At 45.0% G+C, this 24782-nt stretch carries 38 protein-coding genes and 6 tRNA genes; 2 read left to right on the top strand and 42 right to left on the bottom strand.

The genetic code is table 11. The features are described 5' to 3' along the window. Positions 1–394 precede the first annotated feature (394 nt). The 13 genes from G589_RS0116220 to thpR form a co-directional block, all read right to left on the bottom strand. The gene (locus tag G589_RS0116220; protein ID WP_026522872.1) at positions 395–694 is read right to left on the bottom strand and encodes a hypothetical protein; all 300 of its coding nucleotides are present in this window, start codon (positions 692–694) and stop codon (positions 395–397) included. Beyond that, on the bottom strand, positions 691–1233 hold the full coding sequence (locus G589_RS0116215) for a TIGR00730 family Rossman fold protein (RefSeq protein WP_026522871.1): 543 nt from the start codon (positions 1231–1233) through the stop codon (positions 691–693). The genes G589_RS0116220 and G589_RS0116215 overlap by 4 nt, the downstream gene beginning before the upstream one ends. A 131-nt stretch (positions 1234–1364) precedes the next feature. Then, the gene (locus G589_RS0116210) at positions 1365–1709 is read right to left on the bottom strand and encodes a phenylpyruvate tautomerase MIF-related protein (RefSeq protein ID WP_026522870.1); all 345 of its coding nucleotides are present in this window, start codon (positions 1707–1709) and stop codon (positions 1365–1367) included. Beyond that, positions 1679–2449, bottom strand: coding sequence for a hypothetical protein (locus tag G589_RS0116205; RefSeq protein WP_155832568.1), 771 nt, complete (start codon positions 2447–2449; stop codon positions 1679–1681). Before G589_RS0116205 ends, G589_RS0116210 begins: the two co-directional genes overlap by 31 nt. A 214-nt stretch (positions 2450–2663) precedes the next feature. Next, positions 2664–3125, bottom strand: a complete 462-nt coding sequence (locus tag G589_RS0116195; RefSeq protein WP_026522868.1) for an HD domain-containing protein — start codon at positions 3123–3125, stop codon at positions 2664–2666. A 47-nt stretch (positions 3126–3172) separates the two neighbouring features. Further along, on the bottom strand, positions 3173–3769 hold the full coding sequence (locus G589_RS0116190; RefSeq protein ID WP_035776413.1) for a class I SAM-dependent methyltransferase: 597 nt from the start codon (positions 3767–3769) through the stop codon (positions 3173–3175). A 271-nt stretch (positions 3770–4040) separates the two neighbouring features. After that, complete coding sequence (locus G589_RS0116185; protein ID WP_026519909.1) at positions 4041–4379, bottom strand: hypothetical protein; 339 nt, start codon at positions 4377–4379, stop codon at positions 4041–4043. A 22-nt stretch (positions 4380–4401) separates the two neighbouring features. Then, positions 4402–5001, bottom strand: coding sequence for a DUF1349 domain-containing protein (locus G589_RS0116180; protein WP_026522866.1), 600 nt, complete (start codon positions 4999–5001; stop codon positions 4402–4404). 3 nt (positions 5002–5004) lie between these two features. Then, entirely contained in the window at positions 5005–5292 is a 288-nt protein-coding gene (locus G589_RS0116175; protein WP_026522865.1) for a hypothetical protein, read from the bottom strand. 3 nt (positions 5293–5295) lie between these two features. Next, entirely contained in the window at positions 5296–5766 is a 471-nt protein-coding gene (locus G589_RS0116170; RefSeq protein WP_026522864.1) for a MazG nucleotide pyrophosphohydrolase domain-containing protein, read from the bottom strand. Between the two features lie 2 nt (positions 5767–5768). Next, positions 5769–6110: an arsenate reductase family protein gene (locus G589_RS0116165; RefSeq protein ID WP_026522863.1), complete on the bottom strand. Its 342-nt coding sequence runs from the start codon at positions 6108–6110 to the stop codon at positions 5769–5771. 11 nt (positions 6111–6121) lie between these two features. Further along, positions 6122–6685 (bottom strand): rhomboid family intramembrane serine protease, encoded by a 564-nt coding sequence (locus G589_RS0116160; protein ID WP_022770689.1) that lies wholly within the window; start codon positions 6683–6685, stop codon positions 6122–6124. An 8-nt stretch (positions 6686–6693) separates the two neighbouring features. Further along, positions 6694–7206, bottom strand: a complete 513-nt coding sequence (gene thpR, locus G589_RS0116155; RefSeq protein ID WP_026522862.1) for an RNA 2',3'-cyclic phosphodiesterase — start codon at positions 7204–7206, stop codon at positions 6694–6696. Positions 7207–7804: 598 nt separating this feature from the next. Between thpR and G589_RS20370 the strand changes: the two genes are divergently transcribed. After that, entirely contained in the window at positions 7805–8248 is a 444-nt protein-coding gene (locus tag G589_RS20370) for an isochorismatase family cysteine hydrolase (RefSeq protein WP_051192481.1), read from the top strand. A gap of 7 nt (positions 8249–8255) precedes the next feature. On the opposite strand, the gene G589_RS0116140 is transcribed toward G589_RS20370, so the two are convergent. The 16 genes from G589_RS0116140 to G589_RS0116065 all read right to left on the bottom strand — a co-directional run bounded on the left by G589_RS0116140 (position 8256) and on the right by G589_RS0116065 (position 19074). Beyond that, positions 8256–8666 (bottom strand): peptide deformylase, encoded by a 411-nt coding sequence (locus G589_RS0116140; RefSeq protein ID WP_026522860.1) that lies wholly within the window; start codon positions 8664–8666, stop codon positions 8256–8258. A 60-nt stretch (positions 8667–8726) separates the two neighbouring features. Further along, complete coding sequence (locus G589_RS0116135) at positions 8727–8954, bottom strand: DUF6485 family protein (protein WP_026522859.1); 228 nt, start codon at positions 8952–8954, stop codon at positions 8727–8729. Positions 8955–8966: 12 nt separating this feature from the next. Continuing rightward, on the bottom strand, positions 8967–9287 hold the full coding sequence (locus G589_RS0116130; RefSeq protein WP_026522858.1) for a rhodanese-like domain-containing protein: 321 nt from the start codon (positions 9285–9287) through the stop codon (positions 8967–8969). A 14-nt stretch (positions 9288–9301) separates the two neighbouring features. Further along, positions 9302–9964, bottom strand: coding sequence for a hypothetical protein (locus G589_RS0116125; protein ID WP_242826467.1), 663 nt, complete (start codon positions 9962–9964; stop codon positions 9302–9304). 6 nt (positions 9965–9970) lie between these two features. Further along, the gene (locus G589_RS0116120) at positions 9971–10423 is read right to left on the bottom strand and encodes a rhodanese-like domain-containing protein (protein WP_330366744.1); all 453 of its coding nucleotides are present in this window, start codon (positions 10421–10423) and stop codon (positions 9971–9973) included. A gap of 228 nt (positions 10424–10651) precedes the next feature. Further along, a complete protein-coding gene (locus G589_RS0116115) occupies positions 10652–11035 on the bottom strand; it encodes a VOC family protein (protein ID WP_026522855.1) in 384 nt (127 codons plus the stop codon). Next, entirely contained in the window at positions 11035–11823 is a 789-nt protein-coding gene (locus G589_RS0116110) for an SDR family oxidoreductase (protein ID WP_026522854.1), read from the bottom strand. The genes G589_RS0116115 and G589_RS0116110 overlap by 1 nt, the downstream gene beginning before the upstream one ends. Positions 11824–11825: 2 nt before the next feature. After that, complete coding sequence (locus G589_RS0116105) at positions 11826–12740, bottom strand: nucleotidyl transferase AbiEii/AbiGii toxin family protein (RefSeq protein WP_026522853.1); 915 nt, start codon at positions 12738–12740, stop codon at positions 11826–11828. Further along, complete coding sequence (locus tag G589_RS0116100; protein ID WP_026522852.1) at positions 12727–13344, bottom strand: hypothetical protein; 618 nt, start codon at positions 13342–13344, stop codon at positions 12727–12729. The genes G589_RS0116105 and G589_RS0116100 overlap by 14 nt, the downstream gene beginning before the upstream one ends. A gap of 113 nt (positions 13345–13457) precedes the next feature. Further along, positions 13458–13766, bottom strand: a complete 309-nt coding sequence (locus G589_RS0116095; RefSeq protein ID WP_022770929.1) for a glutaredoxin — start codon at positions 13764–13766, stop codon at positions 13458–13460. A gap of 6 nt (positions 13767–13772) precedes the next feature. Beyond that, positions 13773–14558: a GNAT family N-acetyltransferase gene (locus G589_RS22300; protein WP_242826465.1), complete on the bottom strand. Its 786-nt coding sequence runs from the start codon at positions 14556–14558 to the stop codon at positions 13773–13775. After that, positions 14524–15240 carry a suppressor of fused domain protein gene (locus G589_RS0116085; RefSeq protein ID WP_026522851.1) on the bottom strand — a complete coding sequence of 239 codons (717 nt, stop codon included), beginning with the start codon at positions 15238–15240 and terminating at the stop codon, positions 14524–14526. The genes G589_RS22300 and G589_RS0116085 overlap by 35 nt, the downstream gene beginning before the upstream one ends. Before the next feature lie 109 nt (positions 15241–15349). After that, a complete protein-coding gene (locus G589_RS21445; protein ID WP_051192480.1) occupies positions 15350–15748 on the bottom strand; it encodes a flavodoxin family protein in 399 nt (132 codons plus the stop codon). A gap of 14 nt (positions 15749–15762) precedes the next feature. Further along, positions 15763–15918 (bottom strand): hypothetical protein, encoded by a 156-nt coding sequence (locus G589_RS22020; protein ID WP_022770933.1) that lies wholly within the window; start codon positions 15916–15918, stop codon positions 15763–15765. Positions 15919–16067: 149 nt separating this feature from the next. Beyond that, positions 16068–16445, bottom strand: coding sequence for a zinc ribbon domain-containing protein (locus tag G589_RS0116070; RefSeq protein WP_026522850.1), 378 nt, complete (start codon positions 16443–16445; stop codon positions 16068–16070). An 871-nt stretch (positions 16446–17316) separates the two neighbouring features. Beyond that, positions 17317–19074 carry an EAL domain-containing protein gene (locus G589_RS0116065; RefSeq protein ID WP_196811900.1) on the bottom strand — a complete coding sequence of 586 codons (1758 nt, stop codon included), beginning with the start codon at positions 19072–19074 and terminating at the stop codon, positions 17317–17319. A gap of 203 nt (positions 19075–19277) precedes the next feature. Here G589_RS0116065 and G589_RS21440 point away from each other — a divergent pair, with 203 nt between their 5' ends. Continuing rightward, positions 19278–20069: an immunity protein Imm33 domain-containing protein gene (locus G589_RS21440; protein WP_051192478.1), complete on the top strand. Its 792-nt coding sequence runs from the start codon at positions 19278–19280 to the stop codon at positions 20067–20069. On the opposite strand, the gene G589_RS0116055 is transcribed toward G589_RS21440, so the two are convergent. The 13 genes from G589_RS0116055 to G589_RS0115990 all read right to left on the bottom strand — a co-directional run bounded on the left by G589_RS0116055 (position 20064) and on the right by G589_RS0115990 (position 24694). Beyond that, on the bottom strand, positions 20064–20792 hold the full coding sequence (locus G589_RS0116055; RefSeq protein WP_026522848.1) for an AAA family ATPase: 729 nt from the start codon (positions 20790–20792) through the stop codon (positions 20064–20066). The two genes, G589_RS21440 and G589_RS0116055, sit on opposite strands and share 6 nt — an antisense overlap. Before the next feature lie 23 nt (positions 20793–20815). After that, entirely contained in the window at positions 20816–21124 is a 309-nt protein-coding gene (locus G589_RS0116050) for a TIGR04076 family protein (protein WP_026522847.1), read from the bottom strand. Between the two features lies 1 nt (position 21125). Further along, entirely contained in the window at positions 21126–21311 is a 186-nt protein-coding gene (locus tag G589_RS0116045) for a hypothetical protein (RefSeq protein ID WP_026522846.1), read from the bottom strand. 488 nt (positions 21312–21799) lie between these two features. Beyond that, positions 21800–22351, bottom strand: coding sequence for a flavin reductase family protein (locus tag G589_RS0116040; protein WP_026522845.1), 552 nt, complete (start codon positions 22349–22351; stop codon positions 21800–21802). Then, positions 22348–22953 (bottom strand): sce7726 family protein, encoded by a 606-nt coding sequence (locus tag G589_RS0116035; protein WP_035776425.1) that lies wholly within the window; start codon positions 22951–22953, stop codon positions 22348–22350. Before G589_RS0116035 ends, G589_RS0116040 begins: the two co-directional genes overlap by 4 nt. 379 nt (positions 22954–23332) lie before the next feature. Then, a tRNA-Asn gene (locus G589_RS0116030) sits at positions 23333–23405 on the bottom strand. A gap of 4 nt (positions 23406–23409) precedes the next feature. Then, positions 23410–23482, bottom strand: a tRNA-Gln gene (locus G589_RS0116025). Positions 23483–23486: 4 nt separating this feature from the next. Then, a tRNA-Lys gene (locus G589_RS0116020) sits at positions 23487–23559 on the bottom strand. A gap of 4 nt (positions 23560–23563) precedes the next feature. Continuing rightward, a tRNA-Cys gene (locus G589_RS0116015) sits at positions 23564–23635 on the bottom strand. Beyond that, positions 23636–23857 (bottom strand): helix-turn-helix domain-containing protein, encoded by a 222-nt coding sequence (locus tag G589_RS20350; protein ID WP_051192477.1) that lies wholly within the window; start codon positions 23855–23857, stop codon positions 23636–23638. It lies immediately after the preceding tRNA gene. Between the two features lie 344 nt (positions 23858–24201). Continuing rightward, positions 24202–24286 (bottom strand) — tRNA-Ser (locus G589_RS0116000). A gap of 20 nt (positions 24287–24306) precedes the next feature. After that, a tRNA-Tyr gene (locus tag G589_RS0115995) sits at positions 24307–24388 on the bottom strand. 51 nt (positions 24389–24439) lie between these two features. Then, on the bottom strand, positions 24440–24694 hold the full coding sequence (locus G589_RS0115990) for a helix-turn-helix domain-containing protein (protein ID WP_026519933.1): 255 nt from the start codon (positions 24692–24694) through the stop codon (positions 24440–24442). Positions 24695–24782: the final 88 nt, after the last annotated feature.

Here is a 24782-nt window from a genome sequence, read left to right as displayed (position 1 = left end):
ATACCTATGATTGCTAGTATAAGTTTTTCAATTGGTATTTTTCTGCTCCTAACAAAATCCTTTCCCGGAGAAACACAGAACTGATCGATGGACTTGCAAACGCTGTGTATCTCCTTTAGTAAAATATCTCTAACTTGTTTTGATTTCACGTGCACCTCCTTGAATTTAGACTTTTGCCTCTAATTTCAAGGGCCGCTTTCGCTACCTCTAAAAATAAATCTGTAGCGAAAGCGGCCGCACTTTTATGCTTACATGTCAACTGTTTTTAGAAAAAAAGACCCCTACATCATTTTCAGATGTAGAGATCTTTATAGTGTCATCTTAACTTAATGACATTGACTCCGTCCCCGGGGCTCATTTTTGATCCCTAGGGACGGAGTCAGGGGCTCATTTTTTACTCTTCGTCTTCTGTACCAAGACCGTAATACAGCATCTCGTTGTACTTGGCGTTGGCTTCCTCGGCGGCTTTCTTGTTGTGCCAGGCATCCACGTCGCTGCAGATGGCGAGCATCTCATCCACAACGAGCTCCGCTGTTCTGGGCTTGACGTTGTACAGATAAGCCATCATTCGGTCCATGGCCTTGGGGCTTCCAAGCTGCCTTGCGATTTGATCTCCAAGCTCTCCCGGAAAGCCCAGCTGCTCTATGGCTGCCACAAGTTCATCGTGCTTTCTTGTCCACTCTCTTTCAATCATTTCTTTTCACCACACAAAAATCCTGATATTTCCTGCAAATCGCCGGATATGAGCACGTCGGAAAAGAGCTCTTTTCTCCCGAACTCTGCATTAAGAATATTATCAATAACCGCTCTGAAAGGCTCGTAGTATCCATCAGTATTGTAGAAGACTATCGGTGCCTTAATTATGCCAAGGCTTGATAAAGACATCACTTCCGTAATCTCATCAAGAGTTCCGATCCCTCCGGGCAGCGCAACAAAGGCATCTGAGAGTTCGATCATCTTGTTCTTGCGCTCTGCCATAGTCTTTGTCTCTATGAGCTCCGTCAAGCCAGTATGTTTCCTTGCCTGAATCATGGCAACTTCCGGAATGACTCCGATAACCTTGCCTCCGGCTTCAATGGCCGCGTTGGATACAGCTCCCATGAGCCCTTTGCTGGCACCACCATAAACAAGCGTGTGGCCATTCTCCCCTATCCACTTTCCAAAAGCCCCGGCAGTTTCCATAAACTCAGGATTATTCCCACTGCTGGAGCCACAATATACTGCGATGTTCATCTCTTATACCTCTCTCCTCATGGTTCATCCAAAATGAGCCCTTGACTCCGTCCCCAGGGCTCAAAAATGAGCCACTGACTCCGTCCCCAGGGCTCAAAAATGAGCCACTGACTCCGTCCCTAGGGCTCATTTTAGAAGTTAGACCCGTTCCAGCCCCAGTCGTCTGAACCGAAGTAGCGGATATACATGTGATCAGGCGCAACACCAAGAATATCTCCGTAGATTCCGGTGAGTTCAGTTGTCATCTTATCATAAGCATTCCTTGGCGCTCCTCCAAAAGTCTTAACATCTACGAATGCGATGGGCTGAGAATCATCGCCCCTGAAGTACATAGGTACGTCACCTTCAATCGCAACCATGAGCCAGCTCTCGCTCTTTCCCGGAAGGATTGAGATAGCCTGTCCAAGGCGCTCCTTGAGCTGTGTTTCCTTTTCCTTTGATACTGTTACGTTAGTTTTTGTTGAGATGAATGGCATGATTTTTCCTCCTTCTTATGTTCTGATCTTATTTTGCTTAAAGCCTCTCCAAACTTTAGCCATCCTACGATTGTCAGACTCAGATAAACAATCAGAATAATCGCCAAAATATAAAGAGAATTTATAAGTAGATTTGCAAAAGAAAAAGCGAATCCAGCAAATGCATCTTGGTACTTACCACCTTTGAGTACAGATGGAAAAGAGACAACATACTGGACACAAATATAGAATGCAAATAACGGGCATCCGAAGTTGAGCAAAAAGATCTTAAATAACCTATTTATAAGATCATTGTTATACAATACTACTCCAACCGCCGCTAATATCAATGCAACTAAATATAAAACTATTATATAGTTATATACTTTGGAGACTAAAAGCGGAACGATGAGCAGCACCAAAAAGATAAGCGTGCATAGCAAAACCCCAACCACAGATCTCGCATTCTTAAAATGCGGTTCCAAAAAAGGTGGCCACTCTCCTTTCTTATAAGGATTTTCCATTCGATTTGGGTCAAGAATAATATCAACCACACACGTAAGCAGAAGTATTATTATTCCTATAAGAATGGTTATAGGCATGATTGACATCTGCTCCTCGTTTAATGAAGCCACACGCAGCGAAAAAGTTGCAATCCATACATTTGCTGCAATAACAAACAACGAATCCCAAAAAGTCTTGTTCACTTTTCTGACAAACCCCAAAACAATCCCCTTTATCACATTCAAAACTTTCATCATTATCCCCGTCACATTTTATTCACATCATTTTAAGGTTCGTTTTAAGTTGGCCATGTATTATAAAACCATCAAGAAGAGCAAAACTTCTTGTACCCCCACACTTTTCATAAACTTTCATAACACACTGCCCTTCGGACACAGGTCCGGAGGGTCCTCCCTAAAACAACGCCGCAGCACCTCTCCTGATAAAAAAGTGCTACGGCTTAATTATACATCAGAGCCCAAGCTCCTTGCACAGAGCATCATATCTTTTCTGCTCTTTTTCCTTAACAGGTTTGAATGAATCTTTGAAACAATGGTCGATGACATCAGCATCCTTTAAAAGCTCATCCATCGGACCATCTACTGCTGCCTTGTCATCATGATGATAGATGGCCGAGCAGATGATCTCGGTCTCATCAGGAGTTGTCAGTCCCAGTTTATCCAGCACCTTCCTCGCCAGCTCAGCCCCCAGATGCGCGTGATCATCGTATGATCCGCTCTTGTAAGCATGAAGATCATGGAGCATTCCCGCCATGGCAGCCAGCTCCGGATCAAGGCCACGCTTTTGGGCCAGTATCTGCGCCGCCAGAGACACACCATACAAGTGCGCGATCGCGCCGGTGCGCTTATCGACGTCATCAATCTTGTTTATCTTCTTGTCCACGTATTCTCTCAGTTCTTTTAATCTGCTCATGTTACCCCTCCATTTATATTGAATCCATGCTCTCGCAGAACAACTTATTACCGCGACACACCGATCACGCTGACCCAGTACTCCGTCTCTCTTCCGGGCCTCGAGTCCGGTCCGACCGTGTTACTCACTATTTCAAATCCCGCATTCTCAAAAAGCGGAACCACGCTCTTCTCATTAAAATCACTAAACAGCCTCTCGCCCCTCACCTTCGTTCCCTCTCCATACTTGAAGGACGCATACATTGCGCCACCGGGTTTCAGCGCCTTTCGCATCCTGCCCATAACTTCCGGCAACTCCTCCACCGGCACATGAAGGAGCGAAGCGCTCGCCCATATTCCATCAAACTCTTTTTCAAAAGAGATTTCCTCAAAGCGAAGGTCCAGCACCTCCCTGCCAATGTACTCAGACGCCCTGATCCGCATCTCCCTCGACGCATCGAAAGCGACAACGTCATACCCCGCATCCAGAAACGCCTTGCTGTCTCTCCCGCTTCCGCAGCCGGCATCAAGTATCTTACCGCCGCCTTGAACATACGCCAGGAACGCCTCCCTGTCCTCCGCCATATCAGCATTCACCGATCCGGTAAAAAAGCTGTCGGCGTTTTTGTTGTAGTACTCTACGTTATTGTCAACGTCTTTTCCCATTATCATGTCCCCAAGTCATGTACTATACTTATATATTTTAGCACCTTAACAAAGAAAAATCCCCCAAAGCGCCATGCCTTGGGGGATTAAAATTACTTGTCTTTTTTCTTTTTTTCCTGCTTTGCCTTAGCAATAAGCTCTTTCATTCCCATAACCATTGCTGTCATATTGTTTCCCCTTTCATAATACTCAGTAGTTTTCTCATCAAAAACAATATTAGCAATAGTTCTATCACATTTCTGTCACACTCAAAGCTCCTCGGGATATCTCCTCAGGATAACTCCTCGAGATATCTGACCTTCTTGCCATGGGCCAGTGCATAGTCTATCTCGGACCTAGTGCTGTCGCCGATATAGCCGCCGACATTGATGACAAAGATCTCATCTGACATGTCGATCTTGCGCTTGTGTATGTCGTCCAGCATCTCTTTTGTCTTGGTCAGTGTCCCCTCGTCCATGTTCTCCCAAACTTCCGAATCGCCGGAATGCCCGAACAGACCTACGCTTATCACGATGTTGCCTTCCAGGGTCAGTTTCTTTTGCATCTCCATGAACTGATCCTTAAAGCGAGTGCTTCCGCACAGTGTTATTACCGGATATTTCCCCTGCATTTCAAATTCCTCCCCCAATCTATCAGTCAGGCTGCTGCCCGTCGTGAGCCAGCCACTTGCATTCTGTCATCTCCATGTCAGTGAATTCTGCAGTAAAAGAGCTGTCTTCAGGCGAACATGCATAGATACCAAAGCTGATCTTGCCTGCCCCTTCAATCACGTGGCAAACCCTCATCTGCTTCCATCTTGCGCCGTCTTCCGAGCACTCGATGCAGTAATCATCTTCCCTTCTGCTGAGCCTGTACCACATCTGCTTGACGTCAGCCGGGATCTCGGTTGTCGCCCAGTCCGAGTAGCCGTGGTTGGTCACAACGCTTCCCAAATGCTGGAAGTCGTCATTCTCAAACTCAATGGAACCCTTCACCCAGTTCTCGCTGTCCAGATACATGACAACTCCGCACTGATCAAACCTGTGATGACTCTCCTCAAAGGAAGTCTTCACCACAAAGCTGAAGAACTTCTCCTCAGTCTCCATCTGGAACACCGGCGCATTGTCATTCCTGAAATGATAGTAAGTGCGCTGCCAAAGATCCGTATGAGGCATCGTAGTGATCCGGACCTTGCCATCAGCCGCTTCCCACTCTGCCGGCTCTCTTGTCCACTTAAACAAACTAAGGTCCATAAGCTATCTCCTTCCACCTATTGCCTTCAGCATTTCCATGGCCTTCTCATAAGACTCTTTCATCGAGGCAGGGTCGTTGGTCGCAATTCCCTTCTCCACTGCCTTTGCAAGCAAAGCCTTATCATCACTGATAAAGAGCACGTCGCCCTCACCACCTTCGATGACCTGCGCAGCCTTCTCAGCATCCACTCTTTCAACTTCTGCATGATGCCTCTCGCTCAGCATCGACAGCTGCCTTGTAAGAACCTCATCTTCTTTTTCCGAAAGACACAAATAAATTTTTGAATACATACTCTAAAATCCTTTTCTTTCCTTGGCTTTCTCTATCAGCTCTTTTGCCTCATTAAACGCTTCCGGGAGGTAGTCAGCCTGCCACTCTTTGCCTTCTTTCTCCTTGCGCTTGATCTCCGCCCAGGCGTCATGAAGCTCTTTTTCCGAAGCAAACTTCATGTCCCCGAACACATGTGGGTGCCTGCGGACCATCTTGTCAGAAATGGCCTTCGCAACGTCATCAAATGTGAAAAGACCTTCCTCCTCCGCCATCACAGCATGGAACATGATCTGCAGTAAAAGATCTCCCAGCTCCTCTTTCAGATTGTCCGGATCGCCGGTCTTCTCAAGAATGTTAATGCCGCCGATGACCTCCGCTGCCTCCTCGATGCATCCGGGCTTTAGGGACACATGGGTCTGCGCCATGTCCCAGGGACAGCCGTCCTCGCTGCGAAGCTTTTCCACAATTGTTTTAAGTCTTTCAATCTCGCTCATACTCACTCCCACTTCTTCCAAACTTCCGGCTGATAGCCAAGTGTCGACTGCCTGCCGTTTCTCACCACCGGGGTCTTTATCACCTGCTGGTTTTCAAGAAGCTTCTCGAGCTTGTCCTCGTCGGCGATGTACTGAATGAGAGCCACAGTGTCTTTATCCTTGGCATCCGGATCTATCATGTTCATGATCCCGCCGTTGGCACTTGCGACAGAGGTCAGCTCGCCCTTGCTCATGCCCTTTTCTTTCATGTCGATGAATTGGAATTTTATGCCGCGCTCCTTAAAGAATCGCTCAGCTTTCTTGGTGTCATTGCACTTTTTTGTTCCGAAAATCTGTATGTTCATGCGTCAGCTCCTCATTTCTTGTTAAGTCTGTAGCCCACAACTGCGCCGACAACGCCGCCTAGAATGTGCGACAGATTTGAGATGTCATCCTGCAGGAAAACGCCTTCATAAACCTGCTGCCCGATGAAGACTATCGCCACCAGAATGAAGGTCAGCGGAATCTCACCGTTCTTGAAGCTTGTAAAAGAAGTCAGCAGTATGAATGCAAACACCACGCCACTTGCTCCGCACAGCGCCACGTTCCAGAACAGAACATAGTTCACAACTCCCGTAACCACCGCAGTTATGAGGATCACCCAAAGAATCCTCTTTGAGCCGTACTTCTCTTCGAGCATCGGCCCCAGCAGCAGAATATATGAAGCATTCCCGATGTAATGCCCCCATCCGCCATGTCCCAGAACATGAGTAAAGAACCTCACGTAAGTCAAGGGATTCGTCAGCGATGAATGGTAAGTCATGAACAACAGCTCATTGCTCTTGCCCATGGTCAGGATGCCCAGGATCAGCACCGCCAGGCTTATGAATATGAACCCCAGCACAACCGGGGAATTAAATGTGATCTTCAGCTTTTTCATCTATCCTCCTAAAACGCGCCAACGTATCCAACTTCCGTATATACCATGCCATGCCTTCCGCGCTCAGATTTCATCACGGAAATCCCATTTACCCGCATGGATTCACTGTCTCCGAACTCAGGCAAAAGAGCTTTTCCTTTCACGCACTCAGCTCTTCTTATCAAAGTCACATGAGGCAGGAACTTCTTTCGGTCAAAAGGAATCTCCTCATCCAAAAGAGCCTTTCTAAGGCGCTTTACGTAGTCTCTTAAATTCTCATTCTCCTCAAAATTTGCAAAAATCATATCCTTAAAGGGCTGATATCCGCTCATCTTGATGGAGAATGACCTCAGCGGAACCTTCCGCATCACTTCCACAATCTGTTCCGGATCGTCGTACTCTCCTATGAAAGCAAGGGTCATATGCAGGTTCTCACGGGGAGTGTAGCTGCCTCTAACATCGCTCCGGCGCAGGTCATCCTGGATCTCGCTTAGGGCGTCCAGCATGTCTTCGGTGAAGGTGATTGCTATGAAAAGTCTCATTTGTGACCTCCTTGTGGGTGCGGGGGTTCGGGTTCTGCTATTTTGATGGCTATTTGGGCCTTCGGATCCAGGGTTTCTGCTATTTCGGTGGCCGGTTCGGCCTCCGGAGCCGGGGTTTTGTTATTCCGGTGCTTTTTTCGCCATCCGGAGCCGGGGTTTTGCATCACACGCCCCGATATATGTCTTCTTGGTTGGAAACGTTTTTTCGACCACCCCACAATTTCCCTCTATACAAAAAATAGTTGGAAATTTCAAAAAGTGATTTTGGGAATTAATCTTCAATTGCATCACATGACATCCGTAGGCCGGTAGTTGTGATGCAGGGAAAGCGCTAGGCATGAAGTTTTTTGAACCATGGCCCTTGAAGAGCCTTTGTAATTTCCAACTATTTTTTCATATGGAAATTTTTGTGATGCATTTTAAAAACACGTTCCAACCAACGAGGCTGTATATAATGTCTTGTGATGTACTTTTACACCTCAAACCACTACAAACGCCCCAACCAAGCATTACATTAAGCCCACACGTTATATTTTACTATTAATCACATACAAATTCATCGCCCGCGAACTATAATGATAATATGAAAGCCTTGTTAGTGATTGATATCCAAGAAAAATACCTGCCCTATTATGACGCTGATCTCCTCACAAGAATCAACGCCAGAATTTCTGCGGCTCAAAAAGATAGCGAGCCTATATTCTATTTCCGTAACATTGGAATTCAAGGCGATAATGACAGCTATGCTCTGGCCAGTGATCTTCACATAGTTTCAGAACACATCTATGAAAAGAGATTCCCCAGCGCCTTCACAAATGACTCTTTTGTAAAAAAGCTGGCGAACCTGAATATAACTGAACTTGAAATAATAGGTGTTGATGGCAACAGCTGCGTGAAAAAGACATGCCTGGACGCTGCCAATGCAGGTTACAAAGTAACTCTTAACCTGAATTACACAGCTGCCAGGAATGAAAAGATATTTGAAAAAACACTTAAAGAGCTATCTGACGTCGGTGTGATACTCATAAGCTCCAACTCATAAATACTTCTCAAATCAGTATCCCATCGAAATGATCGATCTCATGCTGAATTATCTGAGCAGTAAAATCCTTGTACTTCCCATGCTGAGGCTTAAAGTCCTGATCAAGATAGTCCACCTCAATCTCTTTATACCTGGTGCAAGGCCTTACGCCCTCAAGAGACAGACAGCTTTCTTCGGTTTTGTACTCACCGCTCTTCTTTGTAATCACCGGATTTACCATAGCGAACTGGAACGGTCCCATAGCCACAACGATGATTCTTTTCTTAACACCAATCATGTTCGCTGCCATGCCAACACAGTGCTCCCGGTTAGCTCTCAGCGTATCAAGAAGATCCTGAATAACCTGCTTATCCGCCTCTGTCGCAGGCTCTGACTTTTGCTGCAGGAACATCGGATCTCTAACAATCTTTTTAACCATCAGACTTCATTCTCCTTATCCATAGAGACCTCCTATCGTTATATGCTTGTTTCTAATTCCTTACAGCTTCCCGTCCTTTTTCGCTACCTCAACCAGCGCAGCAAAGTCCTCGTAGTACCAGTCCTTGGTCGGCTTCTCATGATCTATAGTGTTAAAGAAGCACCCGGGTATCTCTTTCCGAGTCAGGTTCTTCAATATGCACAAACTGCACCCCTGATCATGATTCACCGGATGGTTCGGGCAATCAGTAGCTGTGCATGTACAAAATTCTTTTGGATCCTTCGTCATAGTCTTCTCCCCTTATCTTTCTATCGCACCCTTGTATGATGCGATTCCGCCAATACTCTTTGCGTTGCTATATCCCATTGTTTTCATTTTGCCAACAGCCTGAACGCTCCTTGTTCCTCTCAGGCAGTACACAAAGACCTGCGCATTATGGTCTTCAATGGTTTTCTCAACATCCTCAATTCTCCCAAGAGGCACGTTAATACTCCCGGGAATGTGGCCTTCATTGTACTCATCTTCATTCCTGACATCGAGAAGAACTGCGCCGTCTATGCTCTTCATATTCTCAATCTCAGCGTTTATATCTGTCTTCTTAAATACATCAAACAGTCCCATTCGTCCTCCTCATCTCACGCCATCCAATACGTCCCGTCAGCCGCCTGATAAATAGAACCCACCTCTTCGGAAACAGTATTTCCCTCAAAGTCCTTAACTATCACCTTGTCATAAAACTTGTACTCATCAGTCGCGCAATCATTCTCATCATCCCAACCCTCTTCAATCCAGGCTTCCAGGATGACACGGTCATCTGTGATCAGCTCCACTGTCTCATTTGCATTTAGGGCAAAAGACATTTTCTCAGGATAATAGCACTTGAACACCTCCGAGTTTTGGCTAATTACATGTACCTTCTGACCGACAATCTGAAGATTGTACAGATCCACTTCATCCAAAGAAAACTTAGCAACTTCCTCAAGCTCTTTTTCCGGAAAATACTTATAAAGAGTCACGCTCTTGGAGCCATAATCAGCCTGAAGGAAATAGTAAAATCCGTCATCATATGCAGGCCTTGAGTAGATCACATCCCTCTTTTTCTCAAATGGTGTGTAGACATTTCCGGTTTCAAAATCGTAAAACTTGATCACCGAACCCTGATAACCGCCACGCTCAGCATATTCTATAAGGTCATACATATCCGCAGTATCAGACATAGCAAAGGCGAGCCTGTCCTGGCCCAAAATCTTCTCGATATATAGTCCGCTGACTTCTTTAAACCTCTTAATTGCTTCCACTTTCATCTACTCCGTAACAACTTCTCCGGTCCAATCCACGATTCCGCCAAACTCAAAAACATTTTTGTAACCCATATCAAACAGTTTCTGAGAAGCTTCCTTGCTTCGCCTTCCGGTTCTGCAATACACCAGAATCACCTGGTTCAGATCAGGGAGCTCCGCCGGCTGCGTATCCGTTATGCTCTCATTAGGAATGCAGATTGCCCCGGGGATATGACCTGCTTCAAACTCATCCTGCCTGCGAACATCCACTACCACATGGCCGTCATCAAGTTCCATCATTGCCTTCGCCATTTCCTGATCAATCTGAATGTAGCTGTCAGCACTACTATTTTCTGCCAAAAAGATGGATGTCGGTCCATCTGCTCCACCGATAATATGAACTTCTTTCTGGCCACAGCCGGCAGCTTCCATCGAAATGAGCAGTACCACAAGAATAACAATACTCTTCATTTTCATCAGACTAACACTCCGTTAATTATTGAAAAAAAAAGCGGGTGTCTTACCCGCTAATTGGTGGACCCGGGTCTTTCGACCAGCCCCAAAAGCATCACTGCTCTCTTCTTGACTAAATGCTACCATTATGTACACCAAAAAACAAGCATTCGTTATTAAATGCTTCTTAACATCTTCTTAACAGTCAAATTTGCTCAAAAAGAAGTCTTATAATACTCCCTCTCACAATCCCTAAACCGTAATCTCTATCTGGTTGCCTTCAACAGCAACTATACAGCTCTCGTAATAGCCATCACCTGTAGTACGTGGGCCACTTACAACTTCGTATCCATCCGCCCTCAAGCGTTCCGTGAGCTCATCAACCTTGCCCTTACTTCCAACCGAAAACGCAATATGCGCATAGCCCGTTCTATTTAAAGGCTTATCCGCATCAATAATTTCAGGCTTAGTCATTAGTTCAAGTCTTGCGCCGCCTTCAAAAGAAATGAAGTACGACCTGAAATCTGTCTTCACATTATGATAGCCGTCATTTGATTTTCCGCCCAGGTACTTAACAAAAAAGTCCCTAGCCCTCTCCAACTCAACCACATACATAGCTATATGCTCAATTTTCATCAGCTCAACCTTCCATCATCTCTGGCGCATCTCAGCAGCCCTTCCGATACCTCGCTAAACGCAACCCCAAACTTCCTGACCTTACTGCAGTCCATCCAAAGATTGTGCAGCGAAGGTGCATCCTCCACTTTGACATCAAGTCTGAGAGAATCTACAAAATCCTTTGTAACTTCATACATACTCTTAGTTGTCTCACTGCCAAAGTTATAAGCCCCGCCCGGAAGCTTCATTACGTTCTCCATGTTTTCAGCAACCTCTTTTACATAGGTAACTCCTCTGAAATTGCCGGAGCCAAAGCTGACCGAGCCGGTTGCATTAACCACATTTCTGTAATAATTAGGTCTTCCTTCTCCGCAGTCATACATCCACTCAGCGCGCAGCATTACTGCATCAGGGCATATATCAAGGACTCTTTCTTCCATCTCAATCTTGTGCTTAGCATAAGTATTCGCCGCCTTTACGCGCTCTTCCGTGTATGGTCCATCATCCTCAAGCCCCGTGTAAACCTGATCGGAGCTGAAGCATATGAGCTTTCTGCCCTCTGCTGCTCTTGCCAGATAAACAGGTAACAGTACATTCGCCCTGTACGAAGCCTCAGGATCTTTCTCGCAAGTCCCAATATCAGAAATCGCAGCCGTATGAATTATCGCGTCCGCTCCACTCTCACTCACCACACGCCTCACATCATCCTCTGAAACATCCCGTAACGACGGAGCTGCCACAACATCCTTGCATAGCTCCATTATTTTACTTCCAACAAAACCCTTCGCACCGGTTACTAAGATCATAATTAAGTACCTTTCTTATACTCAAATATATCCATATCTGCTATAACAGCTATTCCCCTTTGAATTGCCTCGTTATATGGTACATCCTCATAAAGAAGCCTCTTAGTGATATTATTATAGTCTGACTCATAAAACCTGCTTGTGATAATCTCATGAAGCATTTCAGGAATATCATATTTAAGCTGAGCTGATGGATTATTCTTAGATAACATCCTATCATCTCTGACATCATCTATAAGTTCATCTAACTCTCTATTAATATCAAGATGCGGAAGAATCTTGGCTATATCATACAAATGCCTGGAATCCCTATCCTGCATATCCTGAATTCTATAATCGCATATAGCAAAAACCTTATCTACAAATGTCCTTTCCAGCGATTGAAGATTCATTGTTACAAAATCAGCATCAAATGGTATCGGCAATGTTATATTATTCTTTTGACAGAAGTTTCCCACAAAGCTGCAAATCACATGCTTTTCAACAGGATATACAGTTTGGTAAAAACTTGTTTCTACAATCAGCTCAAGTGGAATATCACTAAAAAGAGAATCGTATTCATATTCATATTTATTATAGCTATGCCTAGATTGAACATCCTCCGGGTTCTCTAATACCAAACCAAGTTCATCCGCAATTCTCTCTATTTCATTCTTGGACTTTCTTTTATCAGATTCCGTTGCCTTTACGTTCATCGAAAGGTCAATATCCTCAGAAAATCTGTCTATCAATCCATATCCTTTTGAAAGGGATGTGCCACCTTTGAACACAAATGGAAGCTCCGTTTTAGATAATCCCATCAGAAACATGGATTGTATTGTATCTTTCTCAATCATCTGCGGAGTTCTGTTCACTTCACGTGATACAGTTTCAATTATCTCCTTCCACTCCTGCTTATACCCCTTATACCAACTCACCCATCAATCCTCCTTCATAAATGTTTCTATATACCTTGTCCGGATAAAATGGGAGATACTCCTTTACAACAGAAAAATCCAAACCTGTATTCTTCACATATTTCTTCAATTTCCTAAGAAGCTCACCACCTTTGAGCTCACTGTACTTATCTATATTTGTCATAAGATCAAGAAACTGTAATGCACATTTATTGCGCTCAGTTACAGTGTCAACCGGTTTATATACGATAATGGTATTGCCATCAAAATCCTGCTTTCTCTGCTTGGTAGTAGCCTCATTACTGCAAATCTCATAGCATGAGGGGTTCTGTGTAGTAAAGCCGTACTTATTCGCAAGCTGAAGTCCTGTAATGTACCCTGAAACCACTCCATTAGCATTTAAGTATTTTTTATCCAAATACTTATCCACCGATATCCTACCCTTAGTTCCAAGTATAGTTATGTATGGCAAATAATAAACACCATTATATAGTCTTTCCAGCTTACCTTCGTCAACAAGTTTTTTCATCTCCTGACGAAGATAATCCTTAGATTTTCCCGGAAGTTCATCTATAAAAATAGGCTCGCCATTTGTATAGTTTTCAATAATATAATCCATTACCATTGTGTCGCCTCATATATTTGAAATTATCTATTTCACTTTTATGATACAACACCACATCAAGCATTTCAAGTGGCATAAAAATAGCAGCATTTCTGCTGCTATTTCATCCTTCTTCAGCACCCTTTCCCACTCTTATGATCCTCAATCGAGCAGGCACCTTCCGTTCCATACTCAACAAGTCCCACAACTGCCGGATCTAGCGTAATGCTGCCGTCTTCAAGAACAAATGCCGGGATCCCGACATCACCGATCTCCTTGGAGTGGTCAAAGGCCGGATTAGTATCGCGAAGCCTTGTGAAAGCACTCATATTCCTGATGTTCTCACCGATGTTAATGTACTCAAACTCACTCTCGCGCCCAACGATCTGCTCATGAATGTAGTCGCAGTATGGGCATGTAGGCATTCCGTAAATCTTGATCATCCTCGTTCACCTTATCCTTTCCAGCAATTCTTTGTTCCGCTCCAGCGCATCATAGATCCCATCTTCAGAAAGCACTCCGCGCTTCAGGTCCCCCGGCAGAAGCCCCTCTTCGTCAAGCGCAAAGTCCGCCTTCCAGTCAGGACCCGAGTAATACTCCGAAAGCTCTTTTACCTCAGATTGATAGTCAAGCAGGTCTTGCGGACGTTCCCCGGCTGCATCCATCCTTCTCAAAGCCTCGTCCAGAATCTCTTCCATGGCCGTGATCCGCGCAACAGCCGCCTCGACGCCCTTGTTAGCCGCAGAGCCACGGCACCTGCGCTCCATCTGCACGTGCGGAATTCCGTCCTCCAGAAACTCATCCGAGATCACTTCGAAGCCCTCTTTTGCATAATATCCGATAGCATACTTCTGGGCCTCGAGATAGATTCTGTCTGCGTCAAAAGACCTTTCGGCAACCTCCACGCCCTTTTTAAGCAGCTTTCTTCCCAGCCCCTTGCCGTGTTCGAGGGTGACCACTCTGCCGATCTGGGCGACCTTGTTCTCTTCATCCCTCATGAAAACGCGAAGGCAGCCGGCCACTCGCCCTTTATCATTCCAGCAAAAGACATGGATGGCGTCCTGATCCCTGTCGTCCAGGTCCTGATAAACGCAGTCCTGCTCGACAACAAAGATTTCTGCTCTCGTCTTTAAGATCTCATAAAGCTCTTTTGTGCTGAGCTCGTCAAAGTGCTTAACTATCAGTTCCATAAGGTTCTCCTCAAACCACTGACTCCCTGTGATAATCCGTAACATCCGACTGCAGCTTGTTGTAAAGCGCTTCAACAGAAGCTCTGTCAGACAATGTCTTAAGCTCGGCGTCAGTCATTCCAATGAGCTCCAGGAACTCAACTTTGCCGTTAGGGGTATCGATGGTCTCAACTGTAGGATCCTTGATCGTGATAAATCCGGTCAGGTTGGACTTCCTGTAAGCATCAATGCCCTCTGTCTGTCCGGTGTAAAGATACTCAAACGGCTGGAACACGTCACCGTTTTTAAATACCATTCTGGCAACCATCTGGAGAATGCCACAAATGCACCTAATCTCAGCCTCTTCATCTTCAAACTGGTTCTTCTTGAGTTTGAAGGTCAGCTCGTAGCCGTAACCACTGATATCAGGATCTTCACATTCCTTTTCGTATATCTCGGTAAGTCCGAAGGATACAAAGTGCCAGAAATCGCCGCCATCGTAAACGCTGATTCCATCCAGCGGATCATCTCCACCCATGATCCATTTGATGATCGTTCCATAATGTTTGGGATTGGTCTGTCCGGGGTAAACCCTCAAAAACTCTTTCTCAATGGCGTCCCAACCGACTGCCTCGGCCTCTTCAGCTTGTGGCTCAGGCGCCTTGGCCTGCTCTGGTGTTGTCGTCGGCTCTGACTTTGGTCCTTCTTTCAGTTCGCCTTTTTTAAATAACTTGTCAAAAATTCCCATTTCATTCCTCCTATTCTACTAACACATCATACTATATTTCCGAGCAGAAGAAAAAGCCATGTAACGGCATATTTGCAAACCGAAACATGGCTTTTGTACCATCTCAATATTAGCAATTCTCCGCGCCAAACTTCTTGGCTGCGTCGATCTTTCCATCTATGTTCAGCATGTGCGCATAGAAATAATCCTCGGAGACTGTGATTCCCTTGCTCTTGAATATCTTCTTAAGCGCAAGCACTGTTCTCCTCGACCAGTTAGATGTGGTGAAAAGAACTATCCGACCCACCATAGCGGGATCCAGATTCTCAGCATACTCCCTAAGCTCAGGCGCCATGATATTTGCATATGGAGCTCCGCCCAGGAAAAGAATGTCTGCCTTCTCGGTAAGCTTTGGCTCATCATCTATACTGACTGCCTTTGTTCCGGCGCCCTCAGCTATTGCCTCGGCAATTCTTCTGGTGTTGCCGAACTTTGTTCTTGAACAGTAACGAACTTCTATCTTACTCATTGTAGCTACCTCTTTCAATCTTCTGTTCTATGATTCTTAACCCAGAAATGACTTGCAGGAGCTTCAGGCATTGGACTGCCTGTGATAACAGCCTTGATCACTCTCCTGTGGATTCCGATCATTACTCCGAAAACAAATGCGCATGCTACTAATAAACCTGTATTTTTCAATTTAAGTTACCTCCTACTTGTCGTTCGCGTCGTTTGCGTTATACGTTATGTGCAATATAATTGCGTGCAATTGTTATTATAATATAGTATCAAAAAAAATCAAGCCCCCGACTTCAAAAAAGTCAGGGGCTCTGTAAGCTCTTATATCTTCAGAATCTAGTTCCGCACTTGGGGCAGAAATCAAAATCTTCCGTTGTCTCATATCCGCACTGTCTGCACTTCTTGTATCCGACTGAATAGCCTCTGCCCTCCATTACTCTGGTCAGATGACTCTGCTGAATCTCAACCTCTTCGCCTCTGGCGATAGCCCTTCCGATCTCCGGATCAAGCTCGTAAACCGTTCCGCAGCAGCTGGTCTGCACATAGTAGCGCTTGTTCCATTTGAACGTCGGTATGAAGAAAAGCGACAACACCGTATATGTCATGAACACGTTGAATCGCCCATATCTTCCACAGATAGCGCAGGTCACAAGCTGGTTAAAAGTAAAGTCCTTCCTGCCATCAGTTATTCCCATGATAAAAAACATAACGTCACATTACTCCTATCCTAGATTCTTGGTGAACAGACCTATTATTGCGATTGCGAAAAACAAAACTGCCACTAACATTATAATACGCCTTAACCTATCGTTCTGCCACAATCCTCTTCTGCCGCCCCCTGATTTCAGGGATTTGTAGCATGAAATGCCAAAACGTCAAGAACAGAGCAAGTGGGCAAAGAGCGCCCATTCTTGACGTTTTGGCATTTCATGCGTTTAGGTCACTAAGGGCCGGCAAAAGGAGATCCCGGAAGGGATGCGCGCTGAGATAGGGAGAACCCCTTGTGCAAGTTTTTTCTTAGAGTATAGGCAGCCAACTACTGTCCTGAAGGGGAAATTGCATAGATACCGTAATGGAAATGGAGTGATTCACGGAGGACTACTGTCCTGAAGCAAAAACTTTATACATACCGTAAGCGAAATTGAAGTGATTCACGGAGGGCTACTGTCCTGGAGCAAAAACTTCATACATACCGTAAGCGAAATTGAAGTGATTAACGGAGGGCTACTGTCCTGGAGCAAAAACTCTTAATATACCGTAAGCGAAACTGAAGCGATTCACGGGGGACTACTGTCCCTGCGCAAAAACTCTTAATATACCGTAGCAAAGCTTGAATAGGTGCATGGAGCCTTACTGTCCCAGAACAAAAACTCTTAAAATACCGTAGCAGAGCATGAAATGGCGCATTAAAACGAACCCCAAGAAGTGGACACAGCAAAAATATAGTTTGGCAGTACTTTGAGCAAGTGATCCGGCTTGTGGACACAAAACTGGCTGTACATATATAAATTCCCCTCCCCCACGCAAAAAAAGAAGCCCACACTCACGTGGACTTCATCTCATATCCATATTATCGGCTCATCTTTCCAGTGTTTCCCTGTAATCCTTCTCTCCAGTCTCTTCCCTATAGCTCTTCTCCCTCTCATTCCTCTCATCTTCCGACTCCCACTTAGGAATAGGAATATCCTTGTGGAGTCTGTCCAGAATAGTATCCAGGCTCTCAGGAATGTGGTAATAGTATCCCTGGCCAAGCTCGCACCCGGCCTCTAAGAGGAACTGCCTTTGCTCAGCAGTCTCCATGCCTTCGCAAAGGGTATGGATTCCCAGCTTGTGGGCGACATCGATCATAGCCTTGATTATGAACCTGTTAGCTCCATTTCTATTATCAAGGTTCATCAGAAGGTTCATGTCAAACTTGATCAGATCTATATCAAAATTACTGAAGACATTGAGGGATGAATATCCGCTTCCGAAATCATCCACCCAAAGCTTGTAGCCATTTTCACGGATCTTGGCCAGCTGCTCATAGAACTTGTCCGTAGCTGTTGCCAGTCCCTGTTCCGTGATCTCAATATAAAAGTAACTCTTATCTACGCCATACTTGCTAATATCATACTTATCATAGATCCTGTTGATCTCGCCAACCACATCTATATAGTCAAAATCCTGACGCGAGAAATTAATAGAAACAGGTAAAAGAGGAAGTCCCTCCTCGTAACGGATCCTTATCTCTTTACATACCGTTTCAAACATATAAAGATCCATCTCATGCATCAGATGATACTTTTCAAGAGCAGGTATGAATTCAGCCGGATTTATAAGTCCATGCACAGGATCCATCCATCTCGCCAAAGCCTCAAATCCCATACCATTGCCGGTTTCAATGCGCAGAAAGCACTGGTAAAAGACCTTTATCCAGCCCTCTTCCTTAGCCTTATCAAAATTCTCAATTACGTATCTCTGGTGATTGTAAAGAGTATCATCCTCTTCGGTGTAGAATCTGTAGAACTTATTCAGGTCCTCACCCACAAGTTTATTGGCTCTTACAGCATGGTCAACAGCTTCTTCGAGCGTAACGTTCTCATTGCCCACAAATATTCCGACATTCAGTCCAGTCGTTGTGCCATAGGCTCTTAATTTAATCTCAGAATTTACCTTCTCAATTTTGCTGATAATATCTTCTTCGCCATGATATTCATCAACAATACTAAAATGATCGGAGAAGATTCTCGAAACCATTGCATGAGGAAACTCAGCAGCAAGAACATTACCAACGAGAACAAGGAGGTCGTCACCTCTTTTTATCCCATATCTCCTGTTATAGGACTGCATGGAATCAATGTCCACGTAAAGAGCCACAGGAGTTCCGCCACCTGCGACAATTTCCTGTATCTTATCGGCGCCATATTTGTTATTATAGTTAATGTTTGGCAGATTGGTCAGCGCATCGATATAGAATTCATCATTTTGGAACAGCTTGTACTTATTTGATATTTCCAAAAGACTCTGTTCATGCTTTTGAACGTCGTTGTAAACTATGAAGGCTACATCAGTTCCATCTTCCATGGTCTGCCAATAGCCGATTCCATGAATAAGGTGATAACCGTCATCCAATCTGACTCTGAACGTAATGTCATAGTCGGTTTTCTTATCAAGAAAATCGAAACTGATTGCCTTAAGCTTTTCTTCCTCCGAAGGATGCACCCTGTCGAACAGGCCATCTTTCAGCTTGTCGCCGTAATAGCTATACAACTCTTCTCTTGATATATGATTCTGCTCAAGAAAGCCATCGGAAATAACAAGCGGCTCAAATTCACCGCTTGCACCCGGCCCCATTATGATCAATGGAATCCTAAGATTCTCATATGATTTTTTTATTTCATCAGAGAGTTTATGCAACAAACTTTCTCCTTAAGAATATAGTCATGCAAATTTATTTTACATTAAAACGATAGCAATTGCCTAAAATATTGATAAAATATTCCTAAACAACTGCAACACCCCCATATTTAAGCCAAAGAAACGAGGAAATTTTTAAAATGAACAGAATTCTTACAGAACTCAAACAGATAATGGACAACTGCCTTGAGACCGACCTCCCAGGCGTAAGCAGGTCAAACCTGGAGGATAACGGCGCTGTCTTTTACATGAACGGAAACAACGGCACGGAATTCGACTGGTATGTTAACGAGAAACTGTCCAGCTTCATGATATTCTACAACGACAAGGAAAACCTGGGCGCAGTAAAGGCGACCATCTATGACCGCGGCGAAGTGGTGGTTTATACTTATGGATCTCAGGGAAAAGAGCTTGTGAATGAAACCCAGACTTCTATAGATGCTACAGAAAAAGAGATGCTGGAGCTTGCTGTGCTCCTCCGGACAGAGGCAGACGATAAGCTCATCTGGGACAAAAACATCGAAGACATCAACACCGATCACGCTCCAAGCAGCGATGCGGTAAAAGAGTTCCTGGCCCACGCAGAGTTCTATCAGGACATGATTCAGCGCAGAGACATGATGGGTCAGATTGCATATGTTTCAAAAAAGATCCTGGAAGAAGGCTGGAAAGTCGGCTACATGACCCGTGATGAATCAGTCCAGGACAATGACAGCGGATGGTGCTTCATGGCCGGCAACGAGGATGATGCTTACAATGATGATTACAGAAACATCGCCCTGATGAGCATAGCCGAAGTCACCCGCCTTGATCCTGATGTCATGGCTCATATCACCGAGCCTGTAGGCACTGCTCTGATAAGGGTTTCTGCGGATACTTTGGAGATAGACCACAACGACAAACCAATCTTCTGCCAGAAAAGAGAATCATAAAAGTCTTTTAAGAAGCTGCTCCTTATTCTCAATGAACATCTTCGTTATCTGATAGCTGTCCGTATCCTCATATTCGATCGGGTGGATCTGCCCCTCATCGAAGCTGAGGATCTCCGCCCCGGGTATGCCAAGGAGAATAGGAGAATGTGTAACCATGATGAACTGTGAATCTTCTTTCGCACAGTTCACAATCTCCAGGAGCAGGGTCAATTGTCTTTGCGGAGACAAAGCAGCCTCCGGCTCATCCAAAAGATATATCCCCTGTCCGCCGAAGTTATCCTGAACCAGTTTCAGAAAGCTCTCTCCATGGGACTTCTCATGATACTGCTGAGGTACACCACCCCATTTGCTGTACTCCACTTCAGCGGAAGCCACGTTGTAAAAGCTCTCCGCCCTCAGGAAGTATCCCCACTTCGGCTTTCTGATTCCTCTGGAGAGTCTTATGGCATCACACAGCTCTGAGTGTGAATCATATGTTGAGAAGCTGTAGTTTCTGGTTCCACCTTCCGGATTGAAGCCATAACTGACGGCAATCGCCTCCAGCATCGTAGACTTGCCACTACCGTTTTCGCCAACAAAGATCGTGATATTCTTGTTAAAAGACAACTCCTCCAGCCCTTTAATTGCCTCAATCCCGCGAAGGTAGCTCCCCTCATCTATTTTGTTCCAATCTATGCTTACGCCCTGTATCGGTAAGCTCATTCTTTCATCTAGGAAATCCATTTCCGGACAGCTCCTCCCAATGCTTAGTCCTCATCTATCGTCTCAATCAAGAAACTTACCGGTCTGAATCCGTCGTTACAGGAAATCATCGCAGACTTGGGATTCTTCATCCATCCGTCATAGAAATTCTCTCCGCCATGGGCCAGAGTCATCACAAAAGGAGAAACTGTCTCCCAGGCGCTATCGCAGAAACCTTCCGGCTTTTCCCAGCCATTGCAGACAAAGATCTGGCCAAGCTCCATTGAGCAGGCGTGCTCTATTGGATTTTCATACTCTGCCATAAGATCCTCATAGCGAGCGATCTTCTTAACAGTGATTCTCACTTTTTTCATCTCATTCTCCTGATGGCCACTCTGAGCCAACATCTAAGCCTTGTTCCACAAGCCAGTCGTCTTCAGCTGATACAAGCTTCTCGTTACCGGCTTCATCGACAAGAGTTACTGACACCTTAGGTTTCTGTCCAGGCTGGAGCTCCTCGCAGCCATAATCTCCATCAAATATCTGCTTGATCTTCCACATGTTTCTTTGTACAAGTCCTCCTACATGATCAGTCCTTTTAATTATATGTCAAAATGGGGGTTCGGTGCTATGTGTAATACACCGAAGTCTTTGTTGGGCTCAGTGATTTTTATATAATTTCATGGGGCGTCGGATTAAGAAGTATATATGTCTCTATTAGGCCGACTTTTTTATTGAAAAATATCTTTCTTAACTTCTCGAGAGACACTATAGTCGGACTGACCATACTCCATAGAATCACAAGTCCGATAAATTGGCCATTTCCATTACATTTTCATTTGATTTCAAGCCAAAAAGTCGGACCAGTTTTCCGAATATATGCAGCTTAGTCCGATAAATGGGCTATTCCCCTTACATTTTCATTCGATTTCAAGCTAAAAAGTCGGACCAGCTTTCCGGATATATGCGTCATAGTCCGATAATGAGTAATAGCCGTTCTACTGTAATCCAAGAAATGGGCTACCGAATGCGGTAGCCCATCTTTTTCATTACTTCAGCTTTGCGCCATCTTTGAAGGCATTTCCAACCTTTTCTCCGATTCCGTAATATCCGTTACCGAACGGATCAAAACTTATAGGTCTTACTTTTGTGATATCGACAGCACCATCTGTCACTACGCTTTCATCGGCAGAGACATTTACGATCTCTCCAAGAAGGATGCCATCTTCGAAGTTCTTAACCTTGCACTCAAGAGCAACGGGCAATTCCTCAATTAATGGAGCGTCAACAAACTCGCTCTTTACTGCGTGGAATCCGGCCTTTTCAAATTTATCAGGTACTTTTCTGCCTGATTCAATGCCCACATAATCGCAAGGGATTACCTGCTCTTCTGTGGCAAGGCTCACTGTGAAAGCGCCTCTTTTTGCAAGATTGTCAGTAGTCTTGTGCTCGGACAAACTGATCGTTATTTCCTTGAAGTCAGTGGTTATGCCCCAGGCTGCGTTCATCGCATTTGGTACTCCATTCTCATCATAGGTTGAAATGATAAGGACCGGCTGTGGGTACATGAGTGGTTTTGCTCCGAAATTAACTCTGCTCATTTGTTTCCTCCTTTACGCTTGTTCTTTCTATATGTCTCGATTTCTTCCGCTATCGTGTTGTAGTCTCTCTCAAACAGTTCCTCGTATGCCTGCTTCCATAGGACATCGCCGGGGATTTTTTCAATGAGCTTTTCCTGTACAAAGAGCTTGCTCTTTTCTTTATATTTTGGAAGATCATTTTTCTCTAAAAGATGATTTAACTCAGTCCTCCAAAGTATGGATATCTTTCTCTTGTCTTTTACTCTGGGATTTACATCCGCCTGCCTCATCACGTAAAAGTCCGGCGCTCCGTTCTCGTCAGCTTCAACCGTGATGATACCCCACCAGTCGGGAACATGCTCTTTTACATGGGCTGCGTGCGACGAGCCTACCACGATGATGTTGCGGTCGTAATACCAATTGTAGTTCTTGACCTGCTTCTCGAGCCTGGCATAGGTATCAGCATCGCTTTTTATCTCGATGCCATACAGGTAATCCGGCGTGATCATGACAACATCTGCCCTAGCGCTGCCGGTTCTCTTCTCCTCCAGGATCCTTACTTTTCCAAAAGAGCTTTCGAGGAAATCAAACAGTGGCTCCCTGATATCTTTGTCATAGAATATGTCCTTACTCATCTTATCATACATAGCTCCCTGAATGTGCCAGGCGACAAGCCTTTTGGCATTACCACCTTCGAAGCACTATAATTATTGTATCAAATATTTGATTCACAGAAAGGATATCTGCCATGAGTGAAAATAATTCTGACAACAAAAATAGACACAGCATAACTACAGGAGCTGCTACTCTCATATCTGTACTTGCTGTGCCTGTTACGCTTCTGGCCAGTTTACTAATCTCTAACAAGAAACGGAAATAGTCCCAGGAACGGGTCGCAGGCATCCGGGGGATGCCACGCTTGCGACTCCGAGCTCTGCGAGGGATCCCATAACCTTCCGCGTATGAAGCGGATGCTCTACCTCTTGAGCTATCCTGGAAAAGCGGACACAGTGGGACTTGAACCCACAACCTCCCGGTTAACAGCCGGGCGCTCTGCCGATTGAGCTATGTGTCCAGAACTACGGTAGCAGGACTCGAACTTGCAATAACCTGAGTCAGAGTCAGGTGCTCTTCCAATTGAGCTATACCGCAGTAGTGCCGCCTATGGGGCTCGAACCCATGACCTACGGTTTAAAAGACCGTTGCTCTTCCAACTGAGCTAAGACAGCTAAGAGACATAGGTGGGATTCGAACCCACGATGGCGGAGTTGCAGTCCGCTGCCTTTCCAGCTTGGCTACCATGTCTTAATCGACTGATATAATTCGTTCAATAGGAACCTCAAGATATACAGAGAGAGCTACAATCCTATCAATACTCGGAAGGACTTCTCCTCTTATGTATCTATACACAAGTGAAGTACTCGTTCCCAGGTATTCTGAAACCTCTGTAACTGTATGTCCGCTTTCTCTGATCAGTTCCCTGATCCTAATTCCTGTTCCTTCAATATCAATCACCGGATAATCCATTTTTCTAATCTCCTTTTCGCATTAAAAAACCACTTAACTCTTGCAAGCTAAGTGGCTACAGATCTCCAATGACCTCATTTATTCTTAATGCTCCGGATCATCCATCATTTTCCAGATCCAGGACCACTTTCCACCAACTTGCAATTTGCATAACTAACAAAGCACTTCTGATTTTTGCAGAACTGCATAAACTGTTTGTTATTAAATTGCTGGTTGATAGTTACGTAGTACATTTACAAAAAATCCTCTTAACTTTCTGCTGCTCACCTGCAGCTCCATATCTTTGTTCTGATTGTATTATCGTCCAACCAGAACGGTTTGTATAGTGTCATCAGATGACACAACGCCGTGAATAGGGATCGAACCTATCTTCCCGTGAAGGAAACCGCTGATTAGCAATCAGGTGCCTTACCACTCGGCCATCACGGCTAATGCGTTATCGCATTAAGTGGGCAAGATGGGTGTCGAGCCCATTACCTCCGAAGAGAGCGGATTTACAGTCCGCCGCGTTTGCCGATTCGCTACTTACCCTTGCTCCCGGAGCCGCGCCGAAAGCGCAGCTCCTCTATCCAATTTAATCGTTCAGGCGCCTACCTGCGCCTGAAAGCCGTTATCAACGATGAGTATGTCATCAATGGGAACGTTGAAGACCACCGCCAGCACAACCAGGTTGTCCAGGGTTGGCATCGCTGTTCCCTTCTGCCACTTGTAAATGGCCTGTGGTGTTGTAAATCCAAACATCCCCTGCAGGTCTCTAACGGTCAGGCCTGCATCCTTACGCAACTTGGTGATATTCTGCCCGGTTGCCTCCATATCTATTGCCGGAAATGTTACCATTTTTCTGCTCCTTTCCACATGTTACCGAAATCAATTAAAAAACCGCCTACCTTTCATCCAAGGTAAGCGGCCGCCTAAACATGTTAAT

Origin of the sequence: Butyrivibrio sp. VCB2001, from assembly GCF_000423965.1 — a bacterium.
Taxonomy (GTDB): domain Bacteria; phylum Bacillota; class Clostridia; order Lachnospirales; family Lachnospiraceae; genus Butyrivibrio.
The sequence above is the reverse complement of the archived record's forward strand: the minus strand, read 5'-3'. Positions and strand labels throughout refer to the sequence as shown.